Raw genomic sequence first — 17,528 nt, 5'->3', positions numbered from 1 at the left:
GATGCATGAAGCTGATTCTTTAGTACCGCTGACATGGGCGGATATGCTCCATCTTGCCCCTGAATTATCGTTATCCGCCTTATTCGTTATGATCGTGCTGCTGGATCTCCTTCTGCCGAAGCGGATGAATCGGATATGGATTGGAGGCTGGCTGACGTTAGGCTCGCTGCTTCTATCGCTGGGGCTTGTGATTTGGCAGCTGCTTGATCGCAATAGCGGAGGGGACGCAGCGGCGGAGACGATTGAGCTGCTTGCGAACAGCTACCGCATAGACGACTTTAGCAGTCTGCTCAAGCTTGTGTTTCTAGCGGGTGCTGCGCTTATCGTGCTGCTCGCTATCGGCTCTACTAAGGACGACGACGCGATTACGGATCGGGCGGAATATTTTTACTTGCTGCTGCCTGCGGTCGTAGGCGCGATGGCGATGGCCTCTTCCGGCAATCTTATTTCCCTGTATATTGGACTTGAACTGTTGAGCATTACGAGTTATATATTGGTTGCCATGCGGAAAAAGTCGTCCAAATCGGCAGAGGCGGCTTTCAAATATCTCGTAACGGGAGGCATCTCGTCTGCTTTCATTTTGTTCGGAATGTCTTATTTGTACGGGGTAACGGGATCGGTCGATCTGGGACAGATAGGTGCGGCGATTCCAGAGGCGATAGAAGACTTCAAGGCGCTGCTGTATGTAGGCTTCTTCTTCATCCTTGCAGGCTTCGGGTTGAAAATCGCGACAGCGCCGTTCCACGCATGGGCGCCGGATGTCTATCAAGGGGCGCCGACGCCAGTGGCCGCTTTCCTCGCTGTCGTCTCCAAAGGTGCGGCGTTGGCCGCAGTCTTCCGCATCATGTATAATACGGCTTACTTTGCGACGACGGGGCTTGATGCGTATATAACGAAGGACGTATTTTTTGCGCTGCTTGTGCTGGCGGCTGCCGGTATGCTTGTAGGCACAACGGCGGCGCTGCGCCAGAAGCAGGTGAAGCGGCTGCTTGCTTTGTCCGGCGTAGCCAATGCCGGATATTTGCTCGTGCCGATCGGCCTCTCGATTACCATCGTACATAGAAGTAACTTCTCCGAATTTATCTATTACTTGATCGCGTATCTGTTCATGACGGTCGGCGCCTTCGCCGTGTTGACGGCAGTAAGCCGTACCCCRGGCGAAGGAGAAATGAAAGATTTTGCTGGGATGTACTACCGGGCGCCGTGGACGGCTGTCGCGATGGTCGTGCTTCTGTTATCGTTGGCGGGACTGCCCATATCGGGTGGCTTCTTCGGCAAGCTGTTCATCCTGATCGGGGCAGCTAATGCAAAGGCTTATTGGCTCGTAGCGATAATGGTAGTGAGCAGCGTCATTTCCTACTACTTCTACTTTGGCTTCATCCGGCAAATGTTCATGCGCAGCTCGAGCGAGGAGGATGAAATCAAGGTGCCTGCAACTACGGGCATTGTGATCTGGATGTGCGTGGCGGCTACGCTGGTGTTAGGCTTATTCCCAGGAGTGGTGATGGAAGGGATCGAGTCGGTAATTTCTTTGAAGGTGGATCTGCTTATTCCATTGGAATAAAGAAGCTCAATCAACGTCACACATTAGTCTGGTTACTGTTGGAATAACGGGAATTCCTCCCGTTATTTCGCAGAGTATCAAGCGGAAATGTGGAATAACGGGAGTTTCTCACGTTAATTTCAGCGAAAGTACCCATCTGGCTGAAAAGCGGTGATATTAACAGGAGGAATTCCATCTATTTGTTCGAAAGTAGGCGGGGAACCCCGAAGTAACGGGAGAAATTCCCGTTAATTTGTTCAAGTCGCAGAAAAAACAGAGGCTGTATACCGGTTTTGGACCGGGGCAGCCTCTGTTTATTATGTGCGATCTGAATATCTAAATGGAGAAGGCAGTAGTAGCCATCCATAGCCTAAGGCAAGGGTGTCCATCGCGAGGTGGAATCTAAATGGCTGACGTGATTATATTGACTCTGCAATATCGCCGGATGCCTGCTTACGAGATGAATTTCGATTTCGATCGATTACTTTCGCAATTGACCTTCCCAGCTTGTTGCTCGGCAGCTCCACGAATTTGTACGTGAAGTGGGCGACAGGAAGGCTTACGATCGGAACGAGAATGAAAGCCGCTTCAATCGGTATAATTTTGCCCAGCAAAATGGTGATCATCATCATAACCGGAATATGAACCAAATACAGGCTGAACGAAATTTTACCGAGCCATGTTAAAGGCTTTATGGAAAGGAAGGCATTTAGGCGGTCCGAAGAAAGAACGGCCGCGAACAGCAGCAGGATGCCGGCAATGGTTATAACGTCCGTTATTTTCTGATCTTTCACTTGGAAGACGACAACCATCCAGCGGCAATTGATCAATACGAGCGAGACTGCCACAAGAATAGCCGTATAAATGGTTTTCAGTCTAGGCAGTTTATTCCGATATTTAGATAGCAGCGCTCCTAGTATGAAGCAGGTGCAGTAATACATGCTCCATCTAACGGCTTTTACCATAATTAATAGACGACCTTCATCCAGAACGGCGGCCCAGTTATCCAACGCCAAATAGACAAGCACATTTAAGCCTAGCGACAGGATGGCGGCGCTGAGGAAATTGAATCTCCTTATTATTAGAAGGAAGAGCGGTAAAATTAACGATATTCTCATCTCATGGAACAACGTCCACACGACTCCGTTCACATTCGTCGTATCGTAGTTCTCCATCAGAAAGTAAGAGGCGATCGCTTTAAGGGTAACGGGATGATTCCAACGGTTATCGTAGGAGGCGCTTAATCCTTGAATATCTTTGTGTTCCAAAAAGATGGTTAATAGCAGCGCCGATACTAGCATAAGAACGATGTAAGGAATGTATATGCGGCAGAATCGTCTTATCGCATACGCTCCGTAGGACTGGGTTTTGCCCTCGAAAAAGGGAATTGCAAGGACAAAGCCGCTTAACACAAAAAATAATAGAACGGCTTCCCTGCCTGCCCAGAGGGTATGCAAAGGCGTGATTGTGAAATATTTGAGAAAATCGTTGTCGAAACGATTGAAATTGGCTTGTTCAAAAACGGTGAAAGCAATTAAACAGTGGAAAATAACAACGATCATTGAAGCAATTCCTCGAAGCGAGTCGAGCGATTCTATGCGATTATTATTGCTCAAACCTTCTTCCTCCTCTAATCACGGTGTGCGGTTAATGGCGCTAATTAATGATAACACAAGGCTAGGGGCTTGGATATTGTAAAGAACTTCATAGGTCTTTTGGACCGTTGTCGGTCATCTGCAAGGGATTTAACGGTTTGGAATCGAATATGTTCTATGTAGTAACCCTTATATGTAGAAACCCCGTATCGTTGATCAAGGATGCTGCTTCAGTATGCCAAATAGATGCGGCCAATATTATAAAAAGGCAGAATATGATGATATTACCAAATGGACGAACGTTGAAGCAATTAGCGACAATCAGATATAAAGCGGTGCGCGCTTATGCGCGAAAATCGCTGCTCGCGCTGCTGCTTGCGAGCGTCGCCCTCGGGGGCATAGCCCCCGCAGGGCTCGCTCGCCATGCGGCGGCAGCGCCGCTGGAGGCCGCGCCGCAATCCGCGGCCGACGGCGACGCTGTCGCCGCTGAAGAGCAGCCGCAGAGCTGGCTGCTCAAGTGGAGCGACCCCGCGCTGGCGCATGAGCTGCGCGGGACAGAGGTGCTCCGCCGCCAAAGCGAGGCGGCGGTCGATGTCGTGCGTCCCGCCGGCGACAGCGGCGAGGACGTGCAAGCTTGGCTCGCCCGGCTGCTAAGCGAGCCGGGCGTCGAATATGTGCACCCGAACAGCCGGGTGCACGCTCTTGCGCTGCCGGAGGCGTCGCAGACGCCGGCGCCAGGCAGCGGCAATGATGGCGCGGATACGAAAGCCTTATCCGCGCCCTCCAGCCCCCCCTTGTTCACCGGGCAAAAAGTGACGGTGAACGACCCTGAATACGCACAGCAGCCTTACTTGGCTCAGATCGGCGCGGTTAAAGCGTGGGAGACAATGCGCGAGCAGACGAAGCTTACGATAGCGATCGTGGATACGGGCGTCGATCTTGATCATCCCGACCTAATCAATAACTTGGTGCCCGGCGTCAATCTGGTCGATCCGAAGCTTCCGCCCAACGACGACAACGGCCACGGCACCAGCGTGGCCGGCGTTATTGCGGCCGAGAGCAATAACGGCAAAGGCGTAGCGGGCATAATATGGAAGGCGAAGATTATGCCTATCAAGGCGCTCGATAATCGCGGAGACGGGACGGAAGAGGAGCTTGGCGACGCGATCTTGTATGCGATTAAGAGCGGCGCTCGGATTGTCGTCCTATCGGTTGGTCTGCACCGCTACTCGCCTTACATGCTCGATATCGTAGAGTATGCCGAATCCAAAGGCGTACTGCTCGTAGCAGCGGCAGGCAATGACGGCGTTTCGTACGGCACAAAGGCGGCTGTCAAATATCCTGCCGCCTACCCGACTGTAATCGCAGTTGGCGGCATTAAACCGAATGGAACAGTTGACGCACGCTCTAATCCGGGACCTGAGCTTGATATTATGGCGCCATGGAACGTGTTCACAACGGGCATGGGCGGGCTCTACAAGCGGGAAGAGGGCACCTCGATGGCGGCGCCGCAAGTAGCTGCGGCTGCAGGTCTTATTTGGGCTCAAAATCCAGATTTGAAGCCTTACCGGGTAAGGGCTCTTCTGCGGCAGACGGCCAAGGATATCGGTACTGCAGGCGTCGACAGCAAGTCGGGTTATGGCTTGCTGCAGATCGATAAAGCGGTTAACGCGAATGTCGTAATGGATATATACGAACCGAATGACACGAGCAAGACGGCGAAGCGATTCCAGCTAGGCACGAGCATCACCGCCTCGCTTGAGAACGGAGAAGACCAAGACTGGTACCGCGTTGACATGCCGAGTGACGGAACGCTAAAGATCGATTACAAAGGTATGGTTGAAGCGGGCAAAGCGGTGCAGCCTGTACGGATTTATCAATATTTTAACGGTCAGCAGCAGATGATCTACGATACGAAGCTGGCAAGCACTTCGATCGATATCGATGTGAAGAAGGGTGCGCATCTCATTCGAGTTGAGTTGATGAATAAATATAGTACTTTAGATTTACCGTATATGCTGACTTCCTCTTTTATAATAAAACAGGATGCTTACGAGTCGAACGATAAATCTTATGAAGCCTATACGCTTCAACCTCGGACACAAACCGTCGTTGGCAACTTTCATCAAACCGCTGATCGCGACTGGTATGTTGTATCTTTTACGCAAGGCGGTAAACTAAAGATTGTATTAAGCACGGATACAGCAAGAATTGATCCGGGCCTCGCTATACAGCGCGCAGGTGATCAGTTGCTCTTGTATGATGATGAGGGTGAAGGGAAAACGGAGCAGTCTCCTGTCATAACCGTCGCTCTAGGGAAATATTATATTCGTGTCCACAATGCAATCTCATCCGAAGCAAGTCCTGTCATAGGTACATATACGCTGAAGCTGGAATATACGCCTAAGTACGAAGATCCGAATGAACCAAACGACAAATCGTATGAGTCATTTATGGTAAATCCGGGTACGGATTATCTAGGTGTAATAGGCAGCAAAACCGATTTGGATTGGTTTCAATTTCGTGTGAGCAAGGCTAGCGTCGTATCGATGGCCGTCTCAAGCGTTCCGTCCTCCATAAATTTGAAGCTGGAAGCCTACGATAAGCGGATGTCGCGTCTAACAACGTCTTCAACCGGGCAGAGCGGTTCTCTGCAGACATCGGAGCTCATACTTGAGCCGGGCATTTATTATGTGAAGCTATCTGCAGGCGCTCCGTCAGACAGCCAATATTATCGTTTCAAAATCAAGTCGGAGGCGCTGGTCGGAGGCTTCCGCGATATTTCAAATCATTGGGCTCAAAAAGAAATAACCGCGTTAAGTCAGCTTGGCATCATAAACGGAACAGGCAATTATCGCTTCGAGCCGAAGCGGGCGATCACCCGCGCTGAGGCGGCAGCAATGGTTGTGAAGGCTTATAAGCCGAGCGGGAGCATTAACAACGGCCAGAAGCGATTCAAGGACGTTACAGCCTCGCACTGGGCCTATGACGAAATAGCCAAAGCGGTACAGCAGGGCTGGATAAAAGGCTTCCCCGATGGAAGCTTTAAGCCGGATCAGCCGATAACGCGCGTAGAAATGGCTATTATTATCGGTTATGCGGACGGTGTGCAGCCGAGAATCCCGCTCGCTGCTCCGTTCGCGGATGTGAGCAGAGCGCACTGGGCAGCACCCATGCTGATCGCGCTTAAGGGGAACGGTGCAATCAAAGGGATAGAGAATAACCAATTCAAACCAAAGCAGCAAGCGAGCAGGGCCGAATATTCGGTACTTCTGTATCATTTGCTGAGCAACTAAGCCGATTAAGAGATCGAGGGATGAAGCGAAGGGGTAGCTATGGAAAATTATGATGTATTCGATGAGGCGCAGCGGATGACCGGCATTACCGGGTTATTCTCTATTATTGTTGTTCTGATCAGCATTATGTTGGTGTGGACGCTGCTGCAGGAGGTAAAGTGGGAAACGTTCTTCAAGCATCCCCGCAATGCAAAGGCAAGGATGTTTCAAGTGGTTGTTGCGGTTATTTTGGGACACTTGTTCGCCAAGTTTATTTTGGAATATTGGAGCTTCACAACGATGCTTCGCAGCTTTGTCGAATAACAGTCGCGAAAGATGTCAACAATGGGTATTAAATGACGATAAGATAAGTTGGGGAGCACGAAGCACAAGCAGATCCCAACGTGAAAATGGATTACTTTTTTTGGTAAAGCAGGATAGGCAGGCAAGGCGAAAATCCGATCTAGGACCAAAGACGGATAAGAATAAAATGGAAGTAATTTAGCGCTTGTCGATTCATGTAGATGAATGATAAGATGAAGTTTAGTTGTAGTGAGAAATTCCATTATATGCTCGTAGAGGGTATAGAAATTGCAGTTCGCGGAGGGAACCATAAGATGACCAAAATTATCGTCCGCGGAGGTCAGCGTTTGAAGGGAACGGTCCGCGTTAGCGGTGCAAAAAATGCCGTGCTTCCCATTCTAGCGGCCTCATTATTGGCGACAGAAGGAGACAGCGTCATCTATGACGTACCCCTCCTCGATGACGTTATGACGATTCAGAAGGTGCTTGCTTCATTGGGCGCACAATTAACTTATAATAATGAAACGATGCGCATATCAGCGCCAGCTATTACTTCAATCGAGGCACCTTACGAGCTCATTCGTAAAATGCGTGCATCGTTCCTTGTCATGGGACCGCTTCTTGCCCGCGTAGGCAAAGTGCGTATCTCGCTGCCAGGCGGCTGTGCGATTGGAACTCGTCCGATCGATCAGCATTTGAAGGGCTTTGAGGCGATGGGAGCGGAGATTACGCTCGGTCATGGCTTCATTGAAGCAAGCACGCCGACCCGTCTTAAGGGTGCGAAGATTTACCTCGACGTTGCCAGCGTGGGCGCAACGGAGAATATTATGATGGCAGCCGCACTAGCGGTTGGAACGACCACCATTGAAAATGCAGCCAAAGAACCGGAAATCGTCGACTTGGCTAATTATATTAACGCCATGGGCGGCAAGGTGCGCGGTGCCGGCACCGGTCTAATCCGTATTGAAGGCGTGGATAAAATGCACGGCGCAGCGCATAATGTTATCCCTGACCGCGTTGAAGCGGGCACGTACATGATTGCAGCAGCGATAACTGGCGGCGACGTATTCGTGGAAGGCGCAATTGCCGATCATTTGACGCCGGTCATCTCCAAGCTCGAAGAGATGGGCGTCGAGATTACCGAGAGCGACAATGGCATTCGCGTTCGCGCAGGTGCGGAGTTGAAATCGGTCGATGTAAAAACTTTGCCGCATCCAGGCTTTCCAACCGATATGCAATCGCCTATGATGGCACTGCTTCTCGTTTCGGAAGGTACGAGCGTGGTGACGGAGACCGTATTCGAGAACCGTTTCATGCACGTTGAAGAATTCCAGAAGATGAACGCTCAGATCAAAGTAGACGGGCGTACCGCTATTGTAAGCGGCGGATTGCCGCTTAAAGGCGCGAAGGTATGTGCGACTGACTTACGCGCGGGAGCGGCGCTTATCTGCGCGGCGCTTCGCGCTGAAGGCGAGACAGAGCTTACGGGACTGCATCATGTGGACCGCGGGTACGTCGATATTACAGGCAAGCTAGCCGCACTGGGCGCTACGATCTTCCGCGTAGAATCGGAGAACGAGCAATCAGCTCCTGCACCGGTTGCAGTCGCTGCAAGAGCGACTGCGGTTGTTGCTACGTCAGCTGTATCGGAGCATGAACAGGCTGCGAGCTACAAGCGGGAGAAAGAGGTTGCCGTACTTAAGGTTCAGCCGACTTGGGCTTAAGCGTTTTGAGTCGAACCAACTAAACGTAATTGAATCAAAATAAAGCGAGGACATCTTGTCCGTTATGAGGAAGCAATAAACCTCTGGCGGGCAAGATGTCCTCTTTTTTTAAACGTGTAAATAATCGAACGTCATTGTATACGAACGGTGGTTATAGAAGAGGCAGAGAGGTTTCGGTAATGTGGATCCGCGGAGCGGGTCTCCTAGTTGGTGTGCGAAGGGTATCATGACATCTAGTTGCTCCCCATCGATGCAAAAGCAGGTTTTTGGTCGCAGTGCGGACCATAAAGTCCCTTATTGCGATTTTCTCCTCCGTTTCTTMTTATTACGGACTCAGCGGACCCTATCTGAGACAATCAGCATGAGTTTGTTAAGAAAGGGAACCGATAGGGTCTCCTCGGTCCGCAACCATGCAATAGGATTGGAATGTGGCCTAATAGTGTCGCCAGGGTCCTTAACGGATCACGGCCAAGTTTCACTCTTATCCTTATGCCTATATTTCTCCGCGAAACGAAAGCTTATGCTGACAAAGACGGCACAGAAACGAGCGGTGCAAAGAAGCAGCTAACGATTCATGCGTAGCGAAAGCTTTTTACGCTTGTTTATGCGCCGATAAAGGATAACTGTCTCATGCGGCTTGTTCATTTCCCGTTCATCTTCGTTTGCTATAGTCTATTCGATCAAGTCTGATGGAGGGTGGCGTAAAGCAAATGAAGAAGTGGACGATTTGGCTAGGCATCGTTATCATTCTTGCCGCGGCCGGAGCGGGAGCGTATTACTATTATTTTGCGAAGGACAAGGAAGCGGCGGGAGAAGATCCTGTAGCCCAGACGGTTACGGCGACCAAGGGCTCGATCGTGAATCAAATTAGCGGGACAGGTTCGGTTGCCGCGAATTCTCGCGAAACGCTGACCGCCGGCAAGAGCGGAACGATCGCCGAGGTGCATGTGAAAAAAGGCGATAAAGTAAAGGCGGGCCAAACGCTCGTAACGTTCGAGGATTCGGACGACTATGAAGATCAGATCGAAACGATCGAGAAAAATAAGGAAAAGCTGCAGGATACGATTGAAGGGTATCAAGAAGATTATAAAGCAGCAATCGGTACGGAAGACGAAGAGGAAACGAAGAAAAAAATACAAAAAAGCATCGAGGACACCAACTCGGAATTGGCAGATCTGAATGACGATCTGCAAGACATTTATGAAGAACAGAACGAGCAGGTGAAGACGGTAACAGCAACGATCGAAGGCGAGATTACGGAATTCGATATTGAAGCTGGAGACGAGGTTCAAGCGAATACGACGATAGCAACCATCGTTGACTATACGAAGCTGGAGTTTGTTACATCAGTCGATGAGCTCGACATTCCGTCGCTTAAGGTAGGCCAAGCGGTTGATATTACGCTTAGCTCGATTGCCGACCGTACGATTGATGCGACTGTGTCGGAGATTGCGCGCGAAGGCTCGTCCAGCAACGGCTCATCCTCCTTCGAGGTGAGCATCCTTCTGAACGATATTGAAGGGGTTATGGCAGGCATGTCGGGTGAAGCCGCGATTACGATTGAGTCCAAAGAAGATATTGTTCTCGTGCCGGTAAATGCGGTTGTTGAGATGGGCGGCAAATCATTCGTTCGCATACCGTCGACTGGCGATGGCGCAGCCGCGGCTGGCGGTGGACAGACGGGGGGAGGACGCGGACAAGGAGATTGGTCAGGCGAAGGCGGGCCAATGGGTGAAGGCGGCGGTCAACCTCCAGAAGGCGGAGCGTCCCCTGGAGGCGAAGGCGGTCAAGCGCCGGCAAGCGGCGATACGCAGGGTGAAGCGACGAAGGGCACGACTGATGCTGAAGCACCGGCAGGCGATGGAGCGGCTTCCGGCGGCGGACAAAGCACGTCAGGTGATAGTGGCGCGACTGCAGGAACAGGTCAACGGCCAAGCGGCGGCGGACAAGGCATGACGGGCGGTGCTGGCGGAACTGGGGGAACCGGAGGCGGCGCGGGATCAAGCGAACGTCAAAATATGCGCCAAGCGATGATGGAAACGTTGACGCTCGGCGGACAACTTGTCGAAGTGACGACGGGTCTTAGCAACGAAAACTTCGTTGAAATTGTATCGGGAGTCAATGAAGGTGACAGCGTGCTTATCCCTGTTGCTTCCGGAACGGCTGGCATGGGTGGCGGTCAGCAAGAAACGAATGTTCAGATGCAAGGCTTCCCGGGAGGCGGCTTCGGCGGTGGAGGCTTCCAAATGCAAATGGGCGGCGGCGGTGGAACCGTACGCAGCAGTGCTGGCGGCGGTGGCATGCGATGAGCGGAAACGATCATGGCAGCATACCACTAATCGAGATGGAAGGCGTAACGAAGTATTATATGATGGCACGGGAGAAAACGACTGTTCTGCACAACGTCTCGCTCAGGGTCGAGCATGGCGAGTTTCTAGCAATCGTCGGTCCGTCGGGGTCAGGCAAATCGACTCTTATGAACATCATCGGGTGTCTAGATACGCCAAGCGAAGGAAGCTACAAGCTGGAAGGCTCAGAGATGAACGGCCAAAGCGACAATAAGCTGACCGTGATGAGAAACAAAAAAATCGGATTTATTTTTCAAGGCTATCATTTGCTTCCGAAGCTGACGGCGCTGGAAAACTGCGAGCTGCCCCTCATCTATCGCGGGTTGTCAGGCAAGGTACGCAAGCAGCTGGCCAAGGAAGCGCTCGAGAGAGTCGGTCTTGGCAACCGTCTGCATCATCGGCAKAGCGAGCTGTCCGGCGGACAGCAGCAGCGGGTTGCAATCGCGCGTGCGTTAGCGACTAATCCGCCTATGCTGCTTGCCGATGAGCCGACTGGCGCGCTCGATTCCAAGACGGGCATGGAAGTGTTGAACATGATGGAGGAGCTGAACCAAGCGGGCCAGACGATCGTTCTTATCACGCATGATATGGAGGTGGCCCAGCGGGCCAGACGTACAGTCGTCATCCGGGACGGGGTGTTGACGGAGCTCGGAAGGAGGAATGACGATGAAGCTTACGCAAGGCTTGTTAATGGCCGTGAAGAGCGTCTTATCGAACAAGCTTAGAACGATACTTTCGATGCTCGGGATATTGATCGGCGTTGCGACGGTCATTGCGCTTGTTGCGATGGGCAAGGCGTCATCCAACGAGGTAGCCGAGCAGGTGTCATCACTCGGCAGCCCGAACTCGCTGTCGGCTACCATTACAGGACGCGGGACGGTAACATCGCTAACGGTCGATGAAGCGAACGAGCTTGGAGATGTCATGAACATCGAAGGCGTTGCGCCTGTAACGAGCAGCAATGCGTATGCGAAGTACGGTAAGACGCAAGTATCGGTTAGCGTAGAGGGAATTACGCCCGCCTATGAGCAGGTTAAAGATTTTCCTGTGCAGGACGGCCGCTACATTGCATCGCCGGATATTAATAACGCTTCAAGAGTAGCGCTGATCGGCGTAGATACGGCGACCGACCTATTCGAGGAAGAGGGCGAGAATCCGGCGGAGGCCGTTGGCAAAAAAATAACGATCAACGGCTATAACTTTACGATTGTCGGCTTGCTCGAATCGCAAGGAACGTCTATCGCGGGCTCTAACGACGAGAAAATACTGATTCCGATTACGACAGCGCAAAAAATATTTCAAACGAGCGGCGTCACGACAATCAATTTGCTTGTCACCGACACTGATCTCATGTCCGCGACCGTCACGGCAATCGAGGCGGTACTCTATGAGAAGTTCAGAGGCAACGAAAACGCGTACCGCGTCTTCAATCAAGAGGAAGCGATGGAGACATTGAACTCGGTTAACGAGACAATGAATAGGCAATTGATCTATGTCGCTATTATTTCCCTTATTGTTGGCGGCATAGGCATTATGAACATTATGCTAGTATCAGTCACCGAGCGGACGCGCGAGATTGGCATACGCAAGTCGCTTGGCGCCAAGAAGCGCGATATTCTGTTTCAGTTTCTCGTAGAAGCTGTCTGCATAAGCGGTTTGGGAGGCGCCCTTGGAATTGGGCTTGGCTACGTGGCTTCATTCGTCATCGGCCAGGTTATGCATACGGAAACGGAAGTGCCGGGCGATACGGTACTGCTGTCCTTCGCGTTCTCCGCCCTCGTCGGCGTTATATTCGGCTATTTGCCCGCGAATAAGGCAGCTGGCTTAAAGCCGGTCGACGCCCTTCGCTACGATTAGGAGACAAGAGGTTCTACCCTATTATTCGTTCTCATAGAATGAACCATCAGGGTCGATTTAAGAGAGCGGCATAAGCGATAGGATCAATAACGCCAGCATGCTCGCTCTCACCGGCCTAGGTGGAAGGAGAGCGCATGAGCCCAAAGATAAGAACACAGCTGGTCGTATCGTTGTTGCGCCGGCAATCGGTCAAGCGATGGTTAGCTCTATTCGGTATTGGAGCTATGTTGGGAGCTTCTATTCTGCTGATTAAGCTATCGCTGAATGAGCTTCGTGCGGCGTCCGCCGCAGGTTACGCTGATACCGGTCTGGCCGAATTTCAACAATCATCAATCAAGGAACAGGCGGCAAGTCGTATCACGGAGACAGCCGCCCAACTGCAGCGGCGCACCAATGAGAATGAGGCAGCTGCGCGGAAGAATGAGCCAAACGGAAAAAATGATGATATCGGCAAGGAACAGAACGTTTCAGACCAAGAAGATGTAACGTCTGCCGCTCCGCAAACGTCAAGCGAGCTGGATGATTTGATCATTCATATCTATCTGACGAAAGAGAAGCGCATCGAGAACGTGCCGCTCGAAACGTACGTGCGCGGCGTTGTCGCGGCAGAGATGCCTATCGATTTCGAGATAGAGGCGCTTAAGGCGCAGGCGATTGCCGCCAGAACGTATATAGTCAGACGGCTGATACAAGGACAAGGCGATGATACCGATATGTCCCTGCATGGCGCGGACGTAACCGATACGGTACAGCATCAAGTGTATACGCCGCTGGCGAAGCTGGAGGGGCAATGGGCGAAGGCGGAGCGCAAGGCGAATATGGCCAAGCTTGGCAAAGTCATTGATGAGACGAGAGGTCTGGTCATTACGTATGAGGGAGAACCGATAGAAGCGGCTTTTTTTTCAACGAGCAACGGCTATACGGAAAACTCGGAAGACTATTGGACACAGCCGATTCCTTATTTGCGCAGTGTGGAAAGTCCGTGGGACAAGGCGATCTCGCCTAAATATAAAGAGACGGTGAAGCTTAAGCTAACCGAGTTTCATAAGAAGCTGGGTGTTAAGAGAAAAGGGTTCGCGAAGTCATCCATTCGCGTCATAGAGCGAACGGAAGGCAATCGCATTAGCAAGATTCGTATAGGCGATAAAGTGTTTACCGGCCGCGAGGTAAGAGAGAAGCTAGAGCTGGCTTCCTCGCAATTCACGTGGAGCGTTAAGGGAGATTCCATTACGGTTACGACCTATGGCTACGGACACGGTGTCGGCATGAGCCAATGGGGCGCGAACGGCATGGCTCGGGAAGGGGCGGACGTGGCCGCTATCCTCGGCCACTACTACTCTAGTACGACAGTCGAACAAGCTTCCAAGCTATCGGCGCAATTGGCCCAAAGGTCATAGTCTATAATCTTTCAAAAATTAGTATTCACCTCACGTATAAACCTAGCAGTTCTGGCAACAATGGCTAGTGAGGTGATATAAAAATGAATGAACAAAATCAGAACAAACCGAAGCAAAGACCAGAAGAAACTCCCAAAAACGCTCTGGGAGGAACGTCTGCCGCCAAGTCTAGCAGTGGATGGAGAAGCCTATTCGCTAAGAGATGGGTATCCCCAGCGCTCTTCATGGCCGCGGCAGCAATTATCGTAACCTTACTTTGGATCTATCAGGGAGCGGACACGAACACAGACAAAGCAGTTACATCCGATCCTACTGAAGAGACTCAAGGTGACGGTCAAACAAATGCAGGCGAAGAAGGCGCATTGCCTGTTATCGCAGGCAACGAATCGATGGAATGGCCGGTTAACACAGAAACACTTACTGTGAAGACGCCGTTCTACGATGACAAGCTTCCGGCAACGGAGCAAGAGGACGCGATTGTAGAGATCGAGGACAACAAATTCGTACTCAGCACGGGTATGGACTTCGTTGATCCGACAGGCAAGACGTTCGATGTAGCGGCAGCGCTCTCGGGTACAGTAACGAAGGTGTATCAGCATCCGAAAAACGGTCTGACGGTAGAGATCTCGCACGGCGAAGAGCTGTCGACGGTTTACCAAAGCGTATCGGAAGTAGCGGTTAAAGAAGGCGACGAGGTGCAGCAAGGCACGGTTATTGCAAAAGCGGGCCGCAACGATCTCCAACGCGATCTCGGCATCCACCTTCATTATGAAACGCTCGTGAACGGCGATCCGGTTAATCCGAATGATTTCATCAAAGAGCAGTAAACCGTTAGAAGCGGCGTAAATACTACGCTAGCGGCGCACAGGCAGGGGACATTCCCCTGCCTGTTTCTGTTTTTATTTAAAAATTATTGGCAATCGGGCTTGTCACGCTTGGCCATAACGAATATATACCCGCTCGACTCATATAATGTACCAAACTATCTCGAGTAGGGAGGCGGGAACGTGCACGATTACATCAAAGAGCGAACCATTAAAATAGGCCGCTGCATCGTTGAAACGAAGCATACGGTGCGAACGATCGCCAAAGAGTTCGGTGTGTCCAAGAGTACGGTGCATAAGGATTTGACCGAACGACTGCCGGAAATCAACCCCGACCTGGCAGACCAGGTTAAGCACATTCTCGAGTATCACAAATCGATTAGGCATTTAAGAGGAGGCGAAGCGACCAAAATCAAATACAAAAAAACGAGTTCCAAGAAGCGTGAAGTCATTGCCGCGGGCAAGGTGTAATCAAATAAAAGATTAGTCGACACGCGCTGACACGGCATGAAAATTTTTCATCGATTTGTAGAGGAATTTCGACCTTTTTGGCGAATAATGTACACTAGCGGTTTCTCTGTCAAGAGGGACTAAACGTACGTTATGTAAACATTATTCGTTGGGGGACTTAAGCCTTATGCTGAGCAAGGATATCGGGATTGATCTTGGAACAGCCAATGTTTCGATTCATGTAAAAGGAAGAGGCGTTGTGCTTGACGAGCCGTCTGTCGTTGCAATTGAGAGCGACACGAAGCGCGTGCTTGCCGTAGGCGAGGAGGCGCACCGTATGGTGGGCCGTACTCCGGGCAACATCATTGCGATTCGTCCGCTAAGAGATGGCGTAATCGCAGACTTTGAAATTACGGAAATTATGCTGAAAGCGTTTATTGACCGTGTGGAAGGCCGCAAGTGGTTCAGCCGTCCTCGCATTCTAATCTGCGCGCCAACGAATATTACGTCGGTAGAGCAGAAAGCGATTCGCGAGGCGGCGGAACGCAGCGGCGCGAAGGAAGTTTTTTTGGAAGAAGAGCCGAAGGCTGCCGCTATTGGGGCTGGAATGGACATATTCCAGCCTAGCGGCAATATGGTCGTGGACATTGGCGGGGGTACGACGGATGTAGCCGTTCTTTCTATGGGCGACGTCGTTACCGCCTCTTCGATTAAAGTCGCAGGGGACAAGTTCGACGACGCAATCATGAAATATATTAAGAGCAAGTACAAGCTTCTGATCGGCGAGAGAACGAGCGAGGATATTAAGATTAAGATTGGCACGGTATTCGAGGACGGACGCCGCGACGAGATCGATATTCGCGGACGCGACATGGTGTCGGGTCTGCCGCTTACGGTTACGATCCGCTCGAACGAGGTTCGCGAAGCGCTATGGGATCCGGTGATGTCGATCGTATCGGCAGCCAAGTCGGTACTGGAGCGTACGCCGCCGGAATTGTCCGCCGATATTATCGACCGCGGCGTCATTCTGACAGGCGGCGGCGCGTTATTGGACGGGCTCGATGCTCTGCTCGCAGAGGAACTGAAGGTACCGGTGCTGATCGCTGAGGATCCGATGCATTGCGTCGTGAAGGGTACGGGTATTCTGCTCGATCACTTGGACAAGCTCGGTAAAAAATAAGGCCGGTTAGCGGCATTTGAATCGTTTGCGCGGGTAGGGAGCCATAGGGGGGCGAGCCGAGGCGCAAATGAGTCAAAGGTCGCATAGACATGCTATTCAGCCTGCCTTGCTTTCAACCGATAATATATAGAGGTACTGGGAATGAAAGCCACGAGGAGGTTACAATCGTGTTAAGAGGACTATATACCGCAGCTGCCGGCATGATTGCACAGCAACGCAGACATGATACGGTAACGAATAATATATCGAATATCAATACACCGGGCTACAAGCAGACCAATTCGGTGTCGCGCGCATTTCCTGAGATGCTCTTGTCGCTTACAGGCGTTGAGCCGAAGGATCAAATGAAGATCGGCAAGTTAACGAGCGGCGTATTCGCGGAGGAGAGCTTATCGATTCATCTGCAAGGCGACCTGACGCRGACGAATAACGCATCTGACTTCGCTCTTATCTCGAATATCGATGTGCCTGGACTCGTGTTCGATGAATCAGGCAAGTCGGTTAGCGAAGACGGCCAAGTGACGTTCCAGCCGCAAGCGTTCTTCACCGTTCAGAACGCGAATGGAGAAGTGCGCTATACGCGCGGAGGCAAGTTCACATTGACGGAAGACGGCTTCCTCATGACGACCGATGGCTCTAGCGTACTTGGAGCGAACGGTCAGCCTATCCAATTTCCGGTCGGGACAAGCCTTGAGAATCTGATGTTGACCGACGATCAGCGGTTCTTAGATCCCGCAGGCATTGAGCGGGGGCAGCTCCTCATCACGCGCGTAGATAATCCGAACGAGCTTGTGCGCGACGGCAACGGCAACTTCCGCTTCGAAGGCGAAGACGGCAATGCCCGCGCAATCGATGCAGGCGAGAGAATCGAAGTAAGACAAGGCTACGTCGAACGCTCCAACGTAGACGCCGCGCAAGCTTCGGTCGATCTGATGGCTGCGCTTCGGGCTTATGAAGCGAATCAGAAGGTTATTCAATTTTACGATCAAAGCTTAGGCAAAGCGGTAACAGAGATTGGCCGCGTCTAACCGA

The 17,528-nt window shown here is 51.5% G+C and carries 13 protein-coding genes; 12 read left to right on the top strand and 1 reads right to left on the bottom strand.

Going from position 1 to position 17,528, the window contains the following annotated elements:
* Nucleotide 1 precedes the first annotated feature (1 nt).
* On the top strand, nt 2-1,564 hold the full coding sequence (locus tag AB4Z33_RS08340) for an NADH-quinone oxidoreductase subunit N (protein ID WP_442049487.1): 1,563 nt from the start codon (nt 2-4) through the stop codon (nt 1,562-1,564).
* Between the two features lie 398 nt (nt 1,565-1,962).
* Here AB4Z33_RS08340 and AB4Z33_RS08335 read toward each other — a convergent pair whose 3' ends face one another.
* Nucleotides 1,963-3,159 (bottom strand): acyltransferase family protein, encoded by a 1,197-nt coding sequence (locus AB4Z33_RS08335; RefSeq protein WP_442049486.1) that lies wholly within the window; start codon nt 3,157-3,159, stop codon nt 1,963-1,965.
* A 254-nt stretch (nt 3,160-3,413) separates the two neighbouring features.
* Here AB4Z33_RS08335 and AB4Z33_RS08330 point away from each other — a divergent pair, with 254 nt between their 5' ends.
* From AB4Z33_RS08330 to AB4Z33_RS08280, 11 genes are all read left to right on the top strand, one after another.
* A complete protein-coding gene (locus AB4Z33_RS08330) occupies nt 3,414-6,434 on the top strand; it encodes a S8 family peptidase (protein WP_442049485.1) in 3,021 nt (1,006 codons plus the stop codon).
* Nucleotides 6,435-6,473: 39 nt separating this feature from the next.
* Entirely contained in the window at nt 6,474-6,737 is a 264-nt protein-coding gene (locus AB4Z33_RS08325) for a DUF1146 family protein (protein WP_442049484.1), read from the top strand.
* A 293-nt stretch (nt 6,738-7,030) separates the two neighbouring features.
* Entirely contained in the window at nt 7,031-8,440 is a 1,410-nt protein-coding gene (murA, locus tag AB4Z33_RS08320) for a UDP-N-acetylglucosamine 1-carboxyvinyltransferase (RefSeq protein ID WP_442049483.1), read from the top strand.
* A 710-nt stretch (nt 8,441-9,150) separates the two neighbouring features.
* Nucleotides 9,151-10,749 (top strand): efflux RND transporter periplasmic adaptor subunit, encoded by a 1,599-nt coding sequence (locus tag AB4Z33_RS08315; protein ID WP_442049482.1) that lies wholly within the window; start codon nt 9,151-9,153, stop codon nt 10,747-10,749.
* Nucleotides 10,746-11,513: an ABC transporter ATP-binding protein gene (locus AB4Z33_RS08310; RefSeq protein ID WP_442049481.1), complete on the top strand. Its 768-nt coding sequence runs from the start codon at nt 10,746-10,748 to the stop codon at nt 11,511-11,513. The genes AB4Z33_RS08315 and AB4Z33_RS08310 overlap by 4 nt, the downstream gene beginning before the upstream one ends.
* On the top strand, nt 11,455-12,645 hold the full coding sequence (locus tag AB4Z33_RS08305) for an ABC transporter permease (protein ID WP_442049480.1): 1,191 nt from the start codon (nt 11,455-11,457) through the stop codon (nt 12,643-12,645). The genes AB4Z33_RS08310 and AB4Z33_RS08305 overlap by 59 nt, the downstream gene beginning before the upstream one ends.
* Before the next feature lie 134 nt (nt 12,646-12,779).
* Complete coding sequence (gene spoIID, locus AB4Z33_RS08300; protein ID WP_442049479.1) at nt 12,780-14,042, top strand: stage II sporulation protein D; 1,263 nt, start codon at nt 12,780-12,782, stop codon at nt 14,040-14,042.
* Between the two features lie 83 nt (nt 14,043-14,125).
* Nucleotides 14,126-14,869 (top strand): peptidoglycan DD-metalloendopeptidase family protein, encoded by a 744-nt coding sequence (locus AB4Z33_RS08295; protein WP_442049478.1) that lies wholly within the window; start codon nt 14,126-14,128, stop codon nt 14,867-14,869.
* Between the two features lie 180 nt (nt 14,870-15,049).
* Entirely contained in the window at nt 15,050-15,337 is a 288-nt protein-coding gene (spoIIID, locus tag AB4Z33_RS08290; RefSeq protein WP_307204834.1) for a sporulation transcriptional regulator SpoIIID, read from the top strand.
* Between the two features lie 166 nt (nt 15,338-15,503).
* The gene (gene mreB, locus AB4Z33_RS08285) at nt 15,504-16,496 is read left to right on the top strand and encodes a rod shape-determining protein MreB (protein ID WP_442049477.1); all 993 of its coding nucleotides are present in this window, start codon (nt 15,504-15,506) and stop codon (nt 16,494-16,496) included.
* A 167-nt stretch (nt 16,497-16,663) separates the two neighbouring features.
* Nucleotides 16,664-17,524, top strand: a complete 861-nt coding sequence (locus AB4Z33_RS08280; protein WP_442049476.1) for a flagellar hook-basal body protein — start codon at nt 16,664-16,666, stop codon at nt 17,522-17,524.
* Nucleotides 17,525-17,528: the final 4 nt, after the last annotated feature.

Source organism: Paenibacillus sp. 2TAB19 (assembly GCF_052115185.1).
In the GTDB taxonomy this organism is placed as follows: domain Bacteria; phylum Bacillota; class Bacilli; order Paenibacillales; family Paenibacillaceae; genus Pristimantibacillus.
This window is presented reverse-complemented; position numbering and strand designations above follow the sequence as displayed.

Excerpts from the sequence above, each read along its gene's own strand:
- AB4Z33_RS08330 (WP_442049485.1), top strand. The coding sequence starts at position 3,414 with ATGATGATATTACCAAATGGACGAACGTTGAAGCAATTAGCGACAATC.
- AB4Z33_RS08295 (WP_442049478.1), top strand. The coding sequence starts at position 14,126 with ATGAATGAACAAAATCAGAACAAACCGAAGCAAAGACCAGAAGAAACT.
- mreB (WP_442049477.1), top strand. The coding sequence starts at position 15,504 with ATGCTGAGCAAGGATATCGGGATTGATCTTGGAACAGCCAATGTTTCG.
- AB4Z33_RS08325 (WP_442049484.1), top strand. The coding sequence starts at position 6,474 with ATGGAAAATTATGATGTATTCGATGAGGCGCAGCGGATGACCGGCATT.
- AB4Z33_RS08305 (WP_442049480.1), top strand. The coding sequence starts at position 11,455 with ATGAAGCTTACGCAAGGCTTGTTAATGGCCGTGAAGAGCGTCTTATCG.
- AB4Z33_RS08315 (WP_442049482.1), top strand. The coding sequence starts at position 9,151 with ATGAAGAAGTGGACGATTTGGCTAGGCATCGTTATCATTCTTGCCGCG.
- murA (WP_442049483.1), top strand. The coding sequence starts at position 7,031 with ATGACCAAAATTATCGTCCGCGGAGGTCAGCGTTTGAAGGGAACGGTC.
- spoIID (WP_442049479.1), top strand. The coding sequence starts at position 12,780 with ATGAGCCCAAAGATAAGAACACAGCTGGTCGTATCGTTGTTGCGCCGG.